Source organism: Streptococcus parasanguinis (assembly GCF_015556095.1).
Lineage (GTDB): Bacteria > Bacillota > Bacilli > Lactobacillales > Streptococcaceae > Streptococcus > Streptococcus parasanguinis_Q.
The window spans coordinates 137,361-154,035 of the sequence record NZ_JADNLT010000005.1; the positions used below are offsets into that span (position 1 = coordinate 137,361).

At 42.5% G+C, this 16,675-nt stretch carries 16 protein-coding genes and 1 pseudogene; 16 read left to right on the forward strand and 1 reads right to left on the reverse strand.

Annotation, left to right across the window (positions count from 1 at the left end; all coding sequences use genetic code 11):
* Nucleotides 1-214: 214 nt before the first annotated feature.
* The 8 genes and pseudogenes from I2E70_RS06755 (at nt 215) to I2E70_RS06790 (ending at nt 9,511) form a co-directional block, all read left to right on the forward strand.
* A complete protein-coding gene (locus I2E70_RS06755) occupies nt 215-1,264 on the forward strand; it encodes a hypothetical protein (RefSeq protein WP_023918787.1) in 1,050 nt (349 codons plus the stop codon).
* A gap of 167 nt (nt 1,265-1,431) precedes the next feature.
* Nucleotides 1,432-2,196, forward strand: coding sequence for a hypothetical protein (locus I2E70_RS06760; RefSeq protein ID WP_195424130.1), 765 nt, complete (start codon nt 1,432-1,434; stop codon nt 2,194-2,196).
* 69 nt (nt 2,197-2,265) lie between these two features.
* On the forward strand, nt 2,266-3,132 hold the full coding sequence (locus I2E70_RS06765; RefSeq protein ID WP_195424133.1) for a hypothetical protein: 867 nt from the start codon (nt 2,266-2,268) through the stop codon (nt 3,130-3,132).
* Nucleotides 3,125-3,628 (forward strand): hypothetical protein, encoded by a 504-nt coding sequence (locus I2E70_RS06770; RefSeq protein WP_195424136.1) that lies wholly within the window; start codon nt 3,125-3,127, stop codon nt 3,626-3,628. The genes I2E70_RS06765 and I2E70_RS06770 overlap by 8 nt, the downstream gene beginning before the upstream one ends.
* A gap of 100 nt (nt 3,629-3,728) precedes the next feature.
* Entirely contained in the window at nt 3,729-4,271 is a 543-nt protein-coding gene (locus I2E70_RS06775) for a hypothetical protein (protein ID WP_195424139.1), read from the forward strand.
* 1,005 nt (nt 4,272-5,276) lie between these two features.
* A pseudogene (locus tag I2E70_RS10710) lies at nt 5,277-6,731 on the forward strand (DNA translocase FtsK); the annotation flags it as partial.
* 66 nt (nt 6,732-6,797) lie between these two features.
* Complete coding sequence (locus I2E70_RS06785) at nt 6,798-7,184, forward strand: VOC family protein (protein ID WP_070665448.1); 387 nt, start codon at nt 6,798-6,800, stop codon at nt 7,182-7,184.
* A gap of 8 nt (nt 7,185-7,192) precedes the next feature.
* Nucleotides 7,193-9,511, forward strand: coding sequence for an HAD-IC family P-type ATPase (locus tag I2E70_RS06790; protein ID WP_070665447.1), 2,319 nt, complete (start codon nt 7,193-7,195; stop codon nt 9,509-9,511).
* 181 nt (nt 9,512-9,692) lie between these two features.
* Here I2E70_RS06790 and I2E70_RS06795 read toward each other — a convergent pair whose 3' ends face one another.
* The gene (locus I2E70_RS06795) at nt 9,693-10,037 is read right to left on the reverse strand and encodes a DUF3397 family protein (RefSeq protein ID WP_013903943.1); all 345 of its coding nucleotides are present in this window, start codon (nt 10,035-10,037) and stop codon (nt 9,693-9,695) included.
* A gap of 160 nt (nt 10,038-10,197) precedes the next feature.
* Between I2E70_RS06795 and rplK the strand changes: the two genes are divergently transcribed.
* The 8 genes from rplK (at nt 10,198) to I2E70_RS06835 (ending at nt 16,674) form a co-directional block, all read left to right on the forward strand.
* Nucleotides 10,198-10,623: a 50S ribosomal protein L11 gene (gene rplK / locus I2E70_RS06800; RefSeq protein WP_006595850.1), complete on the forward strand. Its 426-nt coding sequence runs from the start codon at nt 10,198-10,200 to the stop codon at nt 10,621-10,623.
* Between the two features lie 97 nt (nt 10,624-10,720).
* Nucleotides 10,721-11,410, forward strand: a complete 690-nt coding sequence (gene rplA, locus I2E70_RS06805) for a 50S ribosomal protein L1 (protein WP_003005355.1) — start codon at nt 10,721-10,723, stop codon at nt 11,408-11,410.
* A 128-nt stretch (nt 11,411-11,538) separates the two neighbouring features.
* A complete protein-coding gene (locus I2E70_RS06810; RefSeq protein WP_070665446.1) occupies nt 11,539-12,981 on the forward strand; it encodes an APC family permease in 1,443 nt (480 codons plus the stop codon).
* Nucleotides 12,982-13,116: 135 nt separating this feature from the next.
* Nucleotides 13,117-13,848, forward strand: a complete 732-nt coding sequence (pyrH, locus tag I2E70_RS06815; protein WP_009731451.1) for a UMP kinase — start codon at nt 13,117-13,119, stop codon at nt 13,846-13,848.
* A 19-nt stretch (nt 13,849-13,867) separates the two neighbouring features.
* Nucleotides 13,868-14,425 carry a ribosome recycling factor gene (gene frr / locus I2E70_RS06820; protein WP_023918770.1) on the forward strand — a complete coding sequence of 186 codons (558 nt, stop codon included), beginning with the start codon at nt 13,868-13,870 and terminating at the stop codon, nt 14,423-14,425.
* Between the two features lie 99 nt (nt 14,426-14,524).
* Entirely contained in the window at nt 14,525-15,379 is an 855-nt protein-coding gene (cvfB, locus tag I2E70_RS06825; protein ID WP_049490840.1) for an RNA-binding virulence regulatory protein CvfB, read from the forward strand.
* A gap of 10 nt (nt 15,380-15,389) precedes the next feature.
* Complete coding sequence (locus I2E70_RS06830) at nt 15,390-15,605, forward strand: YozE family protein (RefSeq protein ID WP_003005127.1); 216 nt, start codon at nt 15,390-15,392, stop codon at nt 15,603-15,605.
* A 79-nt stretch (nt 15,606-15,684) separates the two neighbouring features.
* Nucleotides 15,685-16,674, forward strand: coding sequence for a PhoH family protein (locus I2E70_RS06835; protein ID WP_195424145.1), 990 nt, complete (start codon nt 15,685-15,687; stop codon nt 16,672-16,674).
* Nucleotide 16,675 lies beyond the last annotated feature (1 nt).

The window sequence follows — 16,675 nt, forward strand, 5'->3', positions numbered from 1 at the left end:
TTTCCAACATAGTTGTCTTTCTCTATTGTACCTTAATTTTGCGATACTTTCAAATCTGGACGGGATTCTCTATTTTCTGAGGTTGTTTCAAGACCGATAACATTTGATAAATCACTAATTAAGAAGGAAGTTGCGTATAGATAGATAATTCGGTATGATGGAAAGTGCTTTTAGAGTTGTGAAATAGATTTTTTATAGAGGAAGAATATCATAAATGAAACAACCACGTAAATTTTATATTTACTCGAGAAGTTCACTGTATTTTTTGACCTTTTTGGCAGTGTCGATGCTCATCGCTGTCATACAATTACTGATTGAAGATAATTTTTTTGAAAACCTAACAGCCTTATTGGCTGCTTGTTTTCTTCTAGTGACAGTTGGCTGGATTGCTTTTTCATCGATGGGAAGAATAGAGATTAGGAACTCAGAAATAGTGGTCGATCGCAATTTCAAGCGCTATCGCCTAGACCCATTCACCATTGTGGTCCGTATGGGAGAAAAGAATACGTCTCGAGGAATCACCAATTATCCAATTTATGTGGAAGGAAACGTCATAGGGCACGGGACTTCTGATTGTTCAGTTACACTTAAATTCCTTGGTACCAAACAGAGAAATAAGGAATTACTGAAGTATTACCAAGAGCATCTTCAAGCCCAGGTAGAAGCAAATAAGACTCTTGAGCAGGAAACTACGGAAGTGGATTTTGAACAGATTGTGTTAGCGTCGAAGGATCGACAACAATTCCCTTTACGCGATTTGGTCGAATTCGGAGTAGATCAAGGGAATCTCAAAAAAACAGTATTTTATCATCCTAAAGAAAATAAACTATATGTCGGAAAAAGTGTTCCATTTCCCATTATCTTTACCCCGAGTAGCGTTCTTTTTTATGGCATTTATCTGTTAACAGATCGAGTATCCTTTCATGGACTCATCCCACTAGTGCTATCGTTTGGATTGATGCTTGTCATCGCTATATGGCAATTGAAACGCAGAAGGCAGACGTATACAGTGAATGTCATTCCTTATGAAATACCTGAGCATTATTTTCAAGTACAGAAGTCGAATGGATTGAAAACCTATTTGCTGATTCTTGTTTTTGGACTCATCACCTTAGGATTATCCATCTTATATCTTACCTTCGGAAGCTTTCTGTTATTGTTTATAAGTTTTTTGATGTGGTATCTCTTTGTTGTGTTAACATTATCTGGCCAATTCAAGAAAACACACTATTTAAAAATTTTGGAAAAGAAATATTTTCCTTAATTTTTTAGCATTCGTCACCCTTGAGGGTGTTTTCTTTTTGGACTAAATCACTAATTAAGAAGGAAGTTGCGTATAGATGGAAAATTCGGTATGATGGGAGATATGTTAATTTGTTGGAAAATAAACGAATTCCCTCAAAAACTGTATCATGAATAGGAGGATACAAATTGGATTATAAAACTCTACGAAAAAACTATAGACTCTATATTAGATCTGCTGGCTTGTTGGCAATGCTTCTGATTGTTTGCATTGGGTTAGTGGTCAGAGATACCCTTCTTCAGACGGGTGGTCTCTTATTGGTCCTTGCAGGCTTGTTTTTATTTATCCAATGGCTCAGGAAGAGCTACACTAACAAGTGCAACACCTTGCTACATGTAGACTTAGATTTAGCTTTTTGGCAGCAATACCTTCAGTTGAACAAGAATGTGAAAAAGCCCATTTTACAGATAGATATGAAGCTAACATCGGTCGCCTATTCTTTTATGATGGGAGATTTCGATGCTGTTATAGAGGAAGCTAGGGAGGCACTTAGTCAGAAGGAACTACCGCAGAAATATAAGAACTTTTTTGAGAGTTATCTCATGCGATCAACGGTCCTGACAGATCCTGATTTGTCTAGAGAAGAGCTAGAGGCTCAGTTAAATGGATTGACCATTACAGACCTTACACTGGCTGAGAAAACAAAAGAGGTCTGTCTCGCTCTTTATGATTTAACCATTGCGTACCAAAGCAATGATTATTTTGAAGGCTTAAGCAATGACTTCAAGTACCAGCAGTTGGAAATCATCTACTACCAAGCCTTGAATGCTGCTCTCAAAGGAGATAAGCATAGAGCAAATGATCTCTTTCACAAGTTAGTCTCAGAAGATGAGTCGCTCTATATCGTTCGAAAGGCTCAACAATACTTGAAGGATGAAGGCAATCATCTGTAAATTCTACAATCGAAATAGAGATTAAATGAAAGAACCTGAGAAAACACAAGGAGTTATTGGAAGATAAGAATGAAGAAATCAATCTTTAAGGCCAATTTTTATGAGAGCCGTCGTTTGCGTCACGATGGCTTTATCGATTATATGGTCAAGGACACAAATAGTCGGAAAATCTACACAAAGCCATTTAGTATTGCGAGGAAACTATTTTCATTTATGGGGATACTGTTCATGTTTGGATTTTCTGCATTAATGGAGTCGCAAACTCATCACCCTGATCCAGATGCACCAGTTGAAACCTGGGGGATCAATTTCTATCCACTCTGGCTGTTTTTCTTGTGTTGGTTTTTATGGTTTCTTGTTTGTAGAAAAAATCTGCGTAGAAAATATGATGCAAAGATTCCTTATACTAGTATCTTGAATTCGAATCTATTTCTGATTTGGATGGTGCTTGTTCTGAATTTGTTTTTTATCACCTTCATAGGTAGATACCTTACGATTTTGGGGTTGGTTTTATTCTATGTTCTTACCGGAATCATATTGTTTATGATTATCCAATCTAGAATGAAATCGCTAAAAACTCGTCTTTATGGAGTGCAGGATCCTAGTGCAACTGCTAGACAGAAAAAGTTTATAGAAGTCATTACTGGACTAGGTGGGATAATTATAGTAGGTTGGTTAGCTCTGAAATTTCTTTTCCCCCAAGTTGGGGAAGTGAAAGCTGATTTTTTAGGAACCATATCATTTATAGGAATGATATTTTTTGGAAATATTATTATGCTGGGTATGATAGTAGTGATGATGTTACCATATTCACTGTATGGTTATTACCGAAACAAGTATTCAGAAGAGTATCGAGAGTTCGAAGGAAAATCGCTGGAAGAATGGTATGGAATTAAATACCTGAAAAAACACAAGGAGTTATTAAATAATGAATAAGAATTTTAACGAGATGTCGTTTGATGAATTGAAATGCTACCGTAGAGAAGGTCTTTGGAGATCTTTGGGACTATTGCTGGTCATTATTTTAGTGATTGTGGGAATGGTCTTGATGGAAGTGAACCATGTTTCTCCTTCCAATCAGAATCGTTTTCGAGTCATTGGTTTGACCACGGTCATTGCGCTCTTTGCCTACCTGATGCCTCTGATGGCAGCAAATCGCGTGATGCGAGACCATCCGGATTGGGTCAAGAAATCAGGTTTCGGAGCAAAAATTCCCTTGCCTATGGCTTGGCATGTCAAAAGACTTTGCGTCCTTGGAGCGAGTCTACTGGTGATTGGAGTAGGATTTGTCTCACTATACAAACCACAAGTTTCGCAGACAAATTTACAAGATCAAATAGATATCATTCAAATGGATCATGACTTGGAAAGAGAGCAAAAATTCGACCAAGTTCTAGATACCATCACTCCAGATGATAAAAAATCTGAATAAGATCCATTTTACATTAGGCACCTGTCATCAGGAATCTTTCTTGATCGACAGGTTCTTTTTATTTTGTTATGATACAATCAATGATAGATAGGAGAGACTTATGACGACTATTTCAGATGTAATGGAAAAATTTTACGCTGATCACGAGGTGAAACCCTATATTTCACCTGAGAGGGATTTGGAAGCTTGGTTGTTGGATCCAAAGCCTGTTTCCAAACGAAATATGGAGCTCCTTCACGATGATTTGCTTGCTGGAGATATCATTCTTTTGTGGCGGATCCATTTTGGAACCTTTACGACAGAGACTTGGTTTCCCAAGTATTTTGAATACACCTATGGGATTCATGCTTCAGAACACCTGAAGGCTTTAGTGGATAAGGGCTATGCTTTTATCGAATCTGCTTTTGATTCATTGGACCATATCAATGCGACCATGAAAAAAGCCATTCTCAAAAAGAAGGGAGTTGCGGGCTTATCCAAGATGAAAGCAGTTGATTTGAACCAAGCTTTGGCTGCTCATTTTACGGAGGAAGAACTGGCTGAGCAGTTCACAATTCGGGGTTATCAGTTAACGGACAAAGGAAAGCAAGCGCTGAAAGACTATCAAGCCACCATTGACCGCCACCCCAAGAAAAACATCTAAAACAGTACCCACTCGGTGCTGTTTTTTTGCTTTATACTGCAAATTTTTAGAAATGATTTTACTAGAGAACTGGCTTAGAAATGTGATATAATAAAGGTTATGGCAAACAATAATCAATCAAAAAAAACACGGTCGACGAGACGACTGTCCAAAGCAGAATTAGAAAGAAAAAAAGCAATTCACCGCATGATTGTGACCATTCTGATTAGTCTGGTTTTAGTCTTTGCGGCCTTGAAATTGGGAGCAGTAGGGGTCTTGGCCTACAACTTAATCCGACTCTTTGTTGGGAGTTTGGCTTACTTGGCTATTTTAGCGACCTTTTTCTACCTTTATGCCTTTAAATGGCTGGACAAACACGAAGGGGTGATTTCAGGATTCCTAAGTTTCTTTGCTGGGGTTCTCCTGATGTTTCAGGCTTTCTTTGTATCCTCCCTTCATTTAGACAATAATGGAATCAAGGTCACTTTTTCAAGAATCATGGCAGACTTGATTCATCTGCGGGTGGAGAGTTTTGCTGGTGGTGGTATGATCGGTGCTCTTCTTTATGCTCCGATTTCCTTCCTATTTTCAAATATTGGCTCTTATTTTATTGGTCTTCTCTTTATCGGGTTGGGGATCCTCTTGATGAGCCCTTACTCCATCTATGATTTGTTTGAAAAGGGGTCCGAAGCCTTCCATGCTTCTATGGAAAAACGCAAAGAGCGTCGCGAGCAGAAATTCCTAGAAAAAGAAGCAAGAGCTGCCGAGGAAGCTGCTGCAGCTGAAAGAGAGCAAGAAGAAGCAAGAGCTGTTCTTCCAACTCCCCTTTCTATGGAAGGGCATCCTGTAGATCCTGAAACGGGAGAGGTGTTGGCGGAAGAGCCGTTCACAGAGTCCTTCCCAGAAGCTGAAATTGTCGCACCAGCAACACCAGAGATCTACCTGCCAGATGAAGAATGGCCGGAAGAGCCTGAAGAATATGAAGAGCTTCCGGTAGCCGAAGAATTCGAGGACGATGGGGAGGAAGTTCAGGTGGACTTCACGCCTAAGGAACTCCTTCAGTACAAGCTTCCAACCATTGATCTCTTTGCGCCTGATAAACCCAAAAATCAATCCAAAGAGAAAAACATCGTTCGCCAGAATATCCGCATTCTGGAAGAAACCTTTGCAAGCTTTAACATCAAGGCGACAGTGGAGCGGGCGGAGATCGGTCCTTCTGTTACCAAGTATGAGGTTAAGCCGGCTGTCGGTGTGCGGGTCAACCGCATCTCCAATCTAGCAGATGATTTGGCCCTAGCCCTAGCAGCCAAGGATGTGCGGATCGAAGCGCCGATTCCAGGGAAGTCTCTGGTCGGAATTGAAGTGCCCAACTCAGAGATTGCGACCGTTTCCTTCCGTGAATTGTGGGAGCAGTCCAAAACTGATCCTGCCAAACTCCTTGAGATTCCTCTTGGGAAGGCTGTAGATGGTTCAGCTCGGACCTTTGATTTGGCTCGGATGCCCCATCTCTTGGTAGCGGGTTCTACCGGATCTGGTAAATCGGTTGCGGTTAATGGGATTATTTCGAGTATCTTGATGAAGGCCCGTCCGGACGAAGTCAAATTTATGATGGTCGATCCAAAGATGGTGGAGCTTTCTGTCTATAATGATATTCCTCACCTCTTGATTCCAGTGGTGACCAACCCACGCAAGGCCAGTCGAGCCCTACAAAAGGTTGTCGATGAGATGGAAAATCGCTATGAGCTCTTCTCGAAAGTGGGCGCTCGGAATATTGCTGGCTTTAATGCCAAGGTTGCGGAGTACAATGCCCAGTCTGAGATGAAGCAAGTACCACTTCCATTGATCGTGGTCATTGTCGATGAGTTGGCAGACTTGATGATGGTCGCAAGTAAAGAAGTGGAAGATGCCATTATTCGCCTGGGACAAAAGGCGCGTGCGGCTGGGATCCACATGATTCTTGCGACTCAACGGCCATCGGTTGACGTTATCTCAGGTTTGATCAAGGCCAATGTGCCTTCCCGTGTCGCTTTTGCGGTATCATCTGGGACCGACTCACGGACCATCTTGGATGAAAATGGAGCGGAGAAATTGCTCGGTCGCGGAGACATGCTCTTTAAACCGATCGATGAAAACCACCCGATTCGTCTGCAAGGATCCTTTATCTCAGATGACGATGTCGAGCGGATTGTCAACTTTATCAAGGAGCAGGCAGAAGCCGATTATGATGATGCCTTTGATCCAGGCGAAGTGTCGGAATCGGACTTTGACGGAGGCATGGGTGGCTCTGATGAAGGCGATCCTCTCTTTGAAGAGGCCAAGGCGCTCGTGGTTGAAACTCAAAAAGCCAGTGCTTCGATGATTCAGCGCCGCTTATCCGTTGGCTTTAACCGAGCGACTCGCCTCATGGAAGAGTTGGAAGCAGCCGGTGTGATTGGACCTGCTGAAGGAACCAAGCCTCGGAAAGTATTGCAACAATCATAAGGATAGGGAAAAAGGGCGCTTGTCCCACTCCCTTTTCTTTTTATAGGAAATAGAAAGTAGGACCAGATGAAGTTAGACATGATTCATCATATTGCTATCATTGGACGGGATCGCGATGCCATGTTGCATTTCTATGTGGACCAGTTGGGCTTTGCGATTGTCAGTGAATATGACCGTCCTGAACGCGGAGATATCTTGATCAATCTCCGTCAGGGCCAGCTGACGTTAGAACTCTTTATCAAACCGACGGCCCCAGAACGGCCTAAGCTTCCCTTGCCCGAGCATGCGGGACTGCGTCATCTAGCCTTTAAAGTGGAAGATGTCGAGGCGTATCTAGCTAGATTGGATCAGCTAGGTATTGAGAATACAGGCCTTCGCTATGATGACTTTGATGGTAAGAAAATGGCATTTTTCTTTGATCCAGAAGGACTGCCTTTGGAAATACATGAGTGAGGAACGCAATGGATAGATTAGAAGGACTCAGTCAGGAAGAAGTAGCAAAAAAGATCCAAGAGGGCAAGCAAAATAAGGTCACAATCAAGACAGAAAAAAGCCTAGGACAGATCATTCGAGACAATGTCTTTACCTACTTTAATCTGATATTTTTGATTTTGGCTATTTTGCTGGTAGCAGTGAAGTCTTGGAACAACCTCTTGTTTGTCCCGATTGTCGTGGTTAACTCCTTAGTTGGTATTGTACAGGAAGTCCGCTCTAGACGGATCTTGCGTCAGATGCAATTTCTACACATGAGTGAGGCGATCGCTCTTCGTGAAGGTAAAGAAGTCGCTCTACCTATCGATCAGCTGGTGGAGGGTGATCTCGTTCGCTTTCAAGCTGGAGACCAGATCTATGCGGATGGGGTCTTGCTGGAGGGCGAGCTAAAAGTCGATGAGTCGCAATTGACAGGTGAAGCTGATGAGGTCAAAAAAGGAGCGCAAGATGCGCTCATGTCAGGTAGCTTTGTGATTGCTGGTCAAGGACTGGCACGATTGGAAAAAGTGGGGAATGACTCCTACATCAACCAATTGAGCTTGGAAGCCAAGCAGGTCAAGTCCCATGAGGAGTCTGATATGGTTCATGCAGTTAACCGCATCGTAGGGATCATTGGTCTCCTTATCATTCCTCTAGGCTCGCTCCTTTTTCTTCGTAGCTATATCAGCCTAGGCGATAGCCTAAAGCTCAGTGTGACTTCAACAGTCGGAGCCTTGATCGGGATGATTCCAGAAGGTTTGTACCTCTTGATGACCTTGGCACTGGCTCTTGGTGCTGTCAGATTGGCCAAGGAAAAGGTTCTGCTCAATAGCATGAAGGGGATTGAGACCTTATCGCGCGTGGATGTCCTTTGTGTCGATAAGACAGGGACCATTACAGAGCCTGGTATGGAAGTGACAGAGATTCGTCCAGCTAAAGACGCTCAAGACTTGGAAGCTCTAGCTCAGTATGTCAAGGCTAGTATGGATCAAAATGACACCATGGATGCGATCCGAAAATTTCACAAGACACCAGTTGGCCGGCCTTGGAAGACTCTTGAAATACTGCCCTTTACGTCCAAGAAAAAGTATGGGGCCATTGCCTTTGAAACTGGGATCTATGTATTAGGCGCACCAGAATTTGTCTTAAGAGAAGACTTCTCTGAGCTTGAAAAAGAGATCGCCCCTGCTACGCAGGCAGGCCATCGGGTCTTGGCCTTTGGAAAATATAGAGGAGAAGACCTTAGAGAGACGTTAGAGGCTCCTGTAGATTTGGTAGCCTGGATTATTCTCTCCAATCCTTTGAGAAAAAATGCCAAAGAAACCTTTGCTTACTTTAAGAAACAAGGAGTGAGCATCAAGGTTATTTCAGGAGACAACCCAGCTACTGTCTCTGCTATTGCACAAAAAGCAGGCATTGAAGGAGCAGAAGACCTGATTGATGCCAGAACCTTGCAGACGGAAGAAGACTTGCACCAAGCGGCGAGCCAGTATACAGTCTTTGGTCGGGTGACCCCAGAGCAAAAGAAAAGCCTTGTAGAAGGCTTGCAGGCAAAAGGACACAAGGTCGCTATGACAGGAGATGGCGTCAACGATATTTTAGCCTTAAAAACAGCGGATTGTAGTATTGCGATGGAATCTGGAAATGATGCGACCAAAAAGATGGCGCAAGTGGTCTTACTGGATTCTGACTTTGGGAAGATGCCGTCTATCGTGGCAGAAGGTCGTCGGGTGGTCAATAACATTCAGCGATCAGCTAGTCTCTTTTTGATCAAGAATATCTTCTCCATTTTGTTGGCTATCTCAGTGACGCTCTTAGCCTTTACCTATCCGATCATGCCGTCGCAGATGTCTTTGATCAGTGGTTTTACAATTGGGATTCCAGGATTCTTCCTAGCGCTTGAGCCCAATAGCGAGCGCATCAAAGGACGCTTTATTGAAACGGTCTTTAAAAATGCGCTACCTGCTGCCTTGACGGATTTTATACTGATCTTCAGTCTGGTATTGCTCTCTTCAACATTTGGCATGAGTTCTGAAGAGCTCTCGAGTGCAGCCATCTGCTTGATGGCCTTCGTCGGTTTTACCATCATCTACCAAGAATCCCAGCCTCTCAATCACTACAAGAGACTGGTTCTCCTAGGAAATATCCTAGCTTTTCTGGTTTCAAGTAGTATCCTAGGGAAATTCTTTAACATGAGCCCCTTGAGGCTTCAAACGCTGCTTATCTGCGCCATCATGGCGGTTCTCGCTCTCATCTTGATTCAACTCTTCAAGAAGTTAGTGGGTTGGTTCTTTCATCGGAAGAAATAAAAGAAAGTGAGTGGGACAGAAATCGGTAATTCGTTAGAATTCGATTTCGTCGTCCCACCTCCGCACAGTTGAGTAGGGCTGTAAAAGCTGATGAAATCAGCGTAGTAGAGCCCACTCAACCACTGCGTCTTGCTCGACAACAAAAAGAGGCTAGGACTTTTGTCCTAGCCTCTTTTTGGCATTAGATAAATAAACTAGCGGTTAGGATCAGATAGAGCAAGAAGGTGACTAGAAATCCCGCACGCCAGAAGTATTTGATAAATTTCGGATAATAAAAACTCTTTTTCTTTTTTAAGAAATAAATCGTTAGCCCCAAGGCTAAAAGCGAAAGGCTTAAAGCTAGCAGCGGTAAGAGGCTGTGATAAAAGGCGCTGTCTGAGATCAGGTAGTACTCTAGGGCAAATAAAGGAAAGGCAATATCGGTGGATCGCCATCCTCTTTTTTGAAGCTTAAAGAGGTGAACAATGATACCACTCAGAATCAGCGTTAAAAAAATAAATAATACAGAAGCAACTTTGATTAACATAGCTTCATTCTATCATAAAACGAAAAAAAAGTTTACTATATTTTAATTTTTTCTTGCAAAAAAAGAGAAATCGTGTATAATAGAAAGGTATGCACAAAGCATACTTGTGGGAGGTAAAAATCTGTAATTACCGCCAAAACCACAAAGGAGGATTTAAGAAATGGCTAAAAAAGTCGAAAAACTTGTAAAATTGCAAATCCCTGCTGGTAAAGCTACTCCAGCTCCACCGGTTGGACCAGCACTTGGTCAAGCAGGTATCAATATCATGGGATTCACTAAAGAGTTTAACGCTCGTACGGCTGACCAAGCTGGTATGATCATCCCAGTTGTGATCACTGTTTATGAAGATAAATCATTTGATTTCGTTACAAAAACACCACCAGCTGCTGTTCTTTTGAAAAAAGCTGCAGGTGTTGAAAAAGGATCAGGTACACCGAACAAAACGAAAGTTGCAACAGTTACTCGTGCACAAGTACAAGAAATTGCTGAAACTAAGATGCCAGATTTGAACGCTGCAAACATTGAGTCTGCAATGCGTATGATCGAAGGTACTGCTCGTTCTATGGGATTCACTGTTACTGACTAATTGTAACAATCCTATTTGCCCGCAATACACTTGATCAAATGACGAGTGACGTGGGAGATGAAAATCGATATGACCACATTACAAGGAGAAAGATAAAATGGCTAAAAAAAGCAAACAACTTCGTGCTGCTCTTGAAAAAATCGACAGCACAAAAGTCTACAGCGTAGAAGAAGCTGTAGCTCTTGCAAAAGAAACTAACTTTGCAAAATTTGACGCAACTGTAGAAGTTGCATACAACTTGAACATCGACGTGAAAAAAGCTGACCAACAAATCCGTGGTGCAATGGTATTGCCAAACGGAACTGGTAAAACTGCTCGCGTTCTTGTATTTGCACGTGGTGCAAAAGCTGAAGAAGCAAAAGCTGCTGGTGCAGACTTCGTAGGTGAAGATGACCTTGTTGCGAAAATCAACGATGGTTGGTTGGACTTCGACGTAGTTATCGCTACACCTGACATGATGGCTCTTGTTGGACGTCTTGGACGTGTCCTTGGACCACGTAACTTGATGCCAAACCCTAAAACTGGTACAGTAACAATGGATGTTGCGAAAGCAGTTGAAGAGTCTAAAGGTGGTAAAATCACTTACCGTGCTGATAAAGCAGGTATCGTTCAAGCGATCATCGGTAAAGTTTCATTCGATGATACTAAATTGGTTGAAAACTTTAAAGCTTTCAACGACACAATCCAAAAAGCAAAACCAGCTACAGCTAAGGGTACTTATGTAACTAGCTTGACTTTGACTACAACTCAAGGTCCTGGTATCAAAGTGGACGTTAACTCACTTTAATTGAAATGAAAAAGCTACCTTCGGGTAGCTTTTTTCTTTTAAAAAATTTCAACAAATGTTAGAGAAAACGCTTACAAATCAAAAGTAAAATGATATACTAGATCTATCAAAAAATAAGGAGATCTATTATGAAGAAAGATCACAACCAATTAAATTGGCTCATGGTCTCACTCATTGCTTTTAATATGGTGTGGGGATTGGGAAATGTCGTGAATAACTATTCGACCCAAGGCATTTCTGTTATTGTTTCCTGGATCCTGATCTTGGCAATTTATTTCATTCCCTATGCTTTGATCGTTGGCCAATTGGGCTCAACCTTTAAAGAAAGTGGGGGTGGTGTCAGTGAGTGGGTTGAAAAGACATCTACAAAACGTCTCGCCTATTTTGCGGCCTGGACCTACTGGGTTGTACATATTCCCTATTTAGCTCAAAAACCTCAGCGAATTCTGATTTCTCTAGGTTGGGTTCTTCAAGGGAATGACAAATTTGTGAGTGGCTTAAGCATCCAATGGGTGGTTATCCTTTGCTTGATTATTTTTGGAATTTTTCTCTATCTCTCTACCAAAGGTTTGATGACCTTGAAAGTCATTGGTGGTTTGGCTGGTAGTGCCATGCTGATCATGTCCTTCCTTTTTGTCTTATTAGCAGTTGGAGTTCCTTTCATCAATCCGGGTATGCAATTTGCGACCCAACATATGGATCAGGTGAGCACCTATATTCCAAACTTTGACTTCTCTTATTTTACTACCATTTCTCTCTTAGTCTTTGCGGTAGGTGGAGCTGAGAAGATCTCTCCTTATGTCAACCAAACCCGTAATCCTGCGCGTGAATTTCCGAAAGGAATGATTGTCATGGCAATCATGGTTGGACTTTCTGCCATTCTTGGTTCCTTGGCTATGGGGATGCTCTTTGACAGTGGACATATTCCAGAAGATTTGATGCGAAATGGAGCCTTCCAAGCTTTCCAAATTCTTGGAAAACACTGGGGAGTTGGGAATGTCTTAGTGATTATCTATGCTTTGACAGACATGATTGGACAAATCGCAGCCCTGGCCTTTTCGATTGATGCTCCGCTTCAAATCTTGCTCCATAATGCAGACGATGAATATATTCCTTCTTGGCTTCGCAAACGTAGCAAGAAAGGCGTCTTGACCAATGGTTACCTCCTGACAGGGATTTTGGTCAGTCTTCTTATCGTCGTTCCCCTCTTTGGGATTCAAGAAATCGATGGGTTAGTAAAATGGATGACCAACCTGAATTCTGTTGTGATGCCAATGCGTTACCTCTGGGTCTTCTTTGCCTATATCATGCTCAATCGTGCTTGGAAGAAGTACAAAGATGCAGAATACAAGATGACCAAGAGTCCAAAACTAGGCTTTATTATTGGAGCTTGGTGCTTCCTGTTCACGGCCTTTGCCTGTATTTTAGGGATGGTGCCAAAAGTGGACTTTAAGGTGGACCCAGTCGCTTGGCAATTCTCTCTATTGACCAATATCTTGACTCCGCTTGTCTTGATTGCATTAGGCATTATTTTGCCATGGATTGCCCGTCGCGAAAAGAAAAAAGTCTAATGGTAAATCCTAGTCCTCGGACTGGGATTTTTCCTTGTTAGACAGCTTTTTGAAAATAAAAAATTTTGATGGATATGACTATATAAAAAACGTAATTTATGGTAAAATAATACAGATCAAAAAAGGAGAGAGAAAATGGTAGAACCTAAGTATAAACGTATCTTAATCAAGCTATCTGGTGAAGCCCTTGCCGGCGAACGTGGTGTCGGAATCGATATCAAAACTGTCCAAAAAATGGCTCAAGAAATCAAGGAAGTTCACGAACTTGGAATTGAAATTGCCTTGGTTATCGGAGGTGGAAATCTTTGGCGTGGAGAACCTGCTGCTGAAGCAGGGATGGATCGTGTCCAAGCAGACTACACAGGCATGCTCGGAACTGTCATGAATGCTCTTGTGATGGCAGATTCGCTTCAACAAGTTGGTGTGGATACCCGTGTTCAAACAGCGATTGCCATGCAACAAGTCGCAGAACCTTATATTCGTGGTCGTGCCCTTCGTCACCTTGAAAAGGATCGAATCGTGATCTTTGGTGCAGGGATCGGTTCTCCATACTTCTCAACAGATACGACTGCAGCCCTTCGTGCAGCTGAGATTGAAGCAGATGCCATTCTCATGGCCAAAAATGGGGTCGATGGTGTTTACAATGCCGATCCGAAAAAAGATGCTTCAGCTGTGAAATTTGAGGAATTGACTCACCGTGATGTGATCAACAAAGGTCTTCGCATCATGGACTCAACAGCCTCTACTCTCTCCATGGACAACGACATTGATTTGGTTGTCTTTAATATGAATGAACCAGGCAATATCAAACGCGTTGTCTTTGGTGAAAATATCGGTACAACCGTATCAAATAACGTAGAAAAATAATAGAAAATAGAGGAAGATTATGGCAAACCCAATCGTAGAAAAAGCAAAAGAAAGAATGACCCAGTCTCACCAAAGTTTGGGACGTGAATTTGGTAGCATCCGTGCTGGACGTGCAAATGCAAGTCTTTTGGATCGTATTTTCGTAGAATACTACGGAGTAGAGACACCATTGAACCAATTGGCATCTATCACCATTCCAGAAGCGCGTGTCTTGTTGATCACACCATTTGATAAATCATCTTTGAAAGACATCGAGCACAGCATCAATGCTTCTGACCTTGGTATCACTCCAGCCAACGATGGATCTGTTATCCGCTTGGTTATCCCAGCTTTGACTGAAGAAACTCGTCGTGAATTGGCAAAAGAAGTGAAAAAAGTGGGTGAAAATGCTAAAGTAGCGATCCGTAACATCCGTCGTGATGCTATGGATGAAGCGAAGAAACAAGAAAAAGCAAAAGAGATCACAGAAGATGAATTGAAAGGTCTTGAAAAAGAGATCCAAAAAGTTACGGATGATGCTGTTAAGCATGTAGATGAAATGACAGCGCACAAAGAAAAAGAATTGATGGAAGTTTAATCCATCCCAACCATTACAGGAAAGAAAGACTCAGTTGGCACTGCTGGCTGGGTTTTATTTCCATTATTCTTGTGAAGAGGCAAGAGGAAAGAAGGAAACATGAATACGAATCTAGCAAGCTACATCATGGGAATGGTCATCGATGAAAATGATCACTTCTATTTTGTTCAAAAAGATGGCCAGACCTACGCGCTTGATAAAGCAGAAGGCCCACACAAAGTCGGAGAAAGTGTCAAGGGCTTTGCCTATACGGATATGAAGCAAAAGCTCCGACTCACGACACTTGAAGTCACTGCAACTCAAGAAAGCTTTGGCTGGGGAACGGTCACGGAAGTGCGCAAGGATTTGGGAGTCTTTGTGGACACAGGGCTTCCAGATAAGCAGATTGTTGTCTCACTAGATATCCTACCGGAGATCAAAGATCTATGGCCTAAAAAGGGCGATCGTCTCTATATTCGTTTAGAAGTCGATAAGAAAGATCGGATTTGGGGGATCTTAGCCTACCAGGAAGATTTCCAGCGTTTGGCTCGTCCAGCCTACAACAATATGCAAAACCAAAACTGGCCAGCCATTGTCTACCGCTTGAAATTGTCTGGAACCTTTGTTTACCTTCCAGAGAACAATATGCTGGGCTTTATCCACCCAAGTGAGCGCTATGCAGAACCTCGTTTGGGAGAGGTCTTAAATGCTCGTGTTATTGGTTTTCGTGAGGTGGACCGGACCTTGAATCTATCTTTGAAGCCACGCTCCTTTGAGATGTTGGAAAACGATGCTCAAATGATTTTGACCTATTTGGAAGCCAATGGAGGCTTTATGACCCTGAATGATAAGTCCTCTCCAGAAGAGATCAAGGCAACTTTTGGGATTTCAAAAGGTCAGTTCAAAAAGGCTTTGGGGGGGTTGATGAAGGCCAAAAAAATCAAGCAAGACCAGTTTGGAACAGAGTTGATCTAAGAGGAGGCTTATGCGAAAATCATTTTATACTTGGTTGATGACGGAGCGCAATCCTAAAAGCAATGCTCCTAAAGCCATTCTAGCAGATCTTGCATTTCATGAGTCTGCTTTTCCCAAGCATACAGATGACTTCGACGAGGTTAGTCGCTATCTAGAAGAGCATGCGAGCTTTTCCTTTAATCTTGGCGATTTTGATGCGATTTGGGAAGAATACCAAGCCCACTAGAAAAGGACAGGTCGAGGATGGTTTTTTCTCGGCCTCTTTGTTATAATAATAGAAAAACACAGGTAGAGAGGTTCTTTATTTGCAAGAACATTCAGTTGAAATTACATTAACGCATCCAGACGATCTCTTTCATTTGTTTGGATCCAACGAACGCCATCTTCGTTTGATGGAGCAAGAATTTGGGGTAACTATTCATGCCCGGACAGAAATCGTCCAAATCATTGGGGAAGAAGAAACCTGCGAGCAAGTTCGTCAAGTCATCCAGGCTCTCTTGGTCCTCGTCAACCGTGGCATGACCATTGGAACGCCAGATGTGGTGACCGCCATTACCATGGTAAGAAATGGAGAATTGGATAAGTTCATCGCTCTCTATGAAGAAGAGATTATCAAGGATAGTTACGGCAAGCCCATTCGGGTTAAAACGCTTGGTCAAAAGATCTATGTCGATAGTGTCAAGAACCATGATGTCACTTTTGGGATTGGACCAGCGGGGACTGGGAAAACCTTCCTGGCAGTGACCTTGGCTGTGACTGCCCTCAAGCGTGGTCAAGTCAAGCGGATCATTTTGACGCGTCCTGCTGTTGAAGCTGGAGAGAGCCTTGGTTTCCTACCAGGGGATCTCAAAGAAAAAGTGGACCCTTATCTACGACCGGTCTATGATGCTCTATACCAGATTTTAGGGAAAGACCAAACAACTCGGATGATGGAGCGGGAGATTATCGAGATTGCGCCTTTGGCTTATATGCGGGGGCGGACCTTGGACGATGCCTTTGTCATCCTCGATGAAGCGCAAAACACCACCATCATGCAGATGAAGATGTTTTTGACCCGTCTTGGTTTTAACTCTAAGATGATTGTCAATGGAGATACTAGCCAGATTGACCTTCCTCGAAATGTCAAATCCGGCTTGATTGATGCTCAGGAGAAATTGAAGAACATTTCTCAAATTGACTTTGTGCATTTCTCTGCCAAGGATGTCGTTCGCCATCAAGTAGTAGCAGAGATTATCCGGGCCTACGAGCCCATTCCAAATCCAGTCCTCAAAGAAGAACCAGATGTGGAAGAATAAA

What these genes read in the sequence shown, in the direction of transcription:
- I2E70_RS06770 (WP_195424136.1), top strand. Translation starts at nt 3,125, where the DNA reads ATGAATAAGAATTTTAACGAGATGTCGTTTGATGAATTGAAATGCTAC.
- rplA (WP_003005355.1), top strand. Translation starts at nt 10,721, where the DNA reads ATGGCTAAAAAAAGCAAACAACTTCGTGCTGCTCTTGAAAAAATCGAC.
- I2E70_RS06830 (WP_003005127.1), top strand. Translation starts at nt 15,390, where the DNA reads ATGCGAAAATCATTTTATACTTGGTTGATGACGGAGCGCAATCCTAAA.
- rplK (WP_006595850.1), top strand. Translation starts at nt 10,198, where the DNA reads ATGGCTAAAAAAGTCGAAAAACTTGTAAAATTGCAAATCCCTGCTGGT.
- cvfB (WP_049490840.1), top strand. Translation starts at nt 14,525, where the DNA reads ATGAATACGAATCTAGCAAGCTACATCATGGGAATGGTCATCGATGAA.
- pyrH (WP_009731451.1), top strand. Translation starts at nt 13,117, where the DNA reads ATGGTAGAACCTAAGTATAAACGTATCTTAATCAAGCTATCTGGTGAA.
- I2E70_RS06755 (WP_023918787.1), top strand. Translation starts at nt 215, where the DNA reads ATGAAACAACCACGTAAATTTTATATTTACTCGAGAAGTTCACTGTAT.
- I2E70_RS06795 (WP_013903943.1), bottom strand. Translation starts at nt 10,037, where the DNA reads ATGTTAATCAAAGTTGCTTCTGTATTATTTATTTTTTTAACGCTGATT.
- frr (WP_023918770.1), top strand. Translation starts at nt 13,868, where the DNA reads ATGGCAAACCCAATCGTAGAAAAAGCAAAAGAAAGAATGACCCAGTCT.
- I2E70_RS06790 (WP_070665447.1), top strand. Translation starts at nt 7,193, where the DNA reads ATGGATAGATTAGAAGGACTCAGTCAGGAAGAAGTAGCAAAAAAGATC.
- I2E70_RS06765 (WP_195424133.1), top strand. Translation starts at nt 2,266, where the DNA reads ATGAAGAAATCAATCTTTAAGGCCAATTTTTATGAGAGCCGTCGTTTG.
- I2E70_RS06775 (WP_195424139.1), top strand. Translation starts at nt 3,729, where the DNA reads ATGACGACTATTTCAGATGTAATGGAAAAATTTTACGCTGATCACGAG.
- I2E70_RS06810 (WP_070665446.1), top strand. Translation starts at nt 11,539, where the DNA reads ATGAAGAAAGATCACAACCAATTAAATTGGCTCATGGTCTCACTCATT.
- I2E70_RS06785 (WP_070665448.1), top strand. Translation starts at nt 6,798, where the DNA reads ATGAAGTTAGACATGATTCATCATATTGCTATCATTGGACGGGATCGC.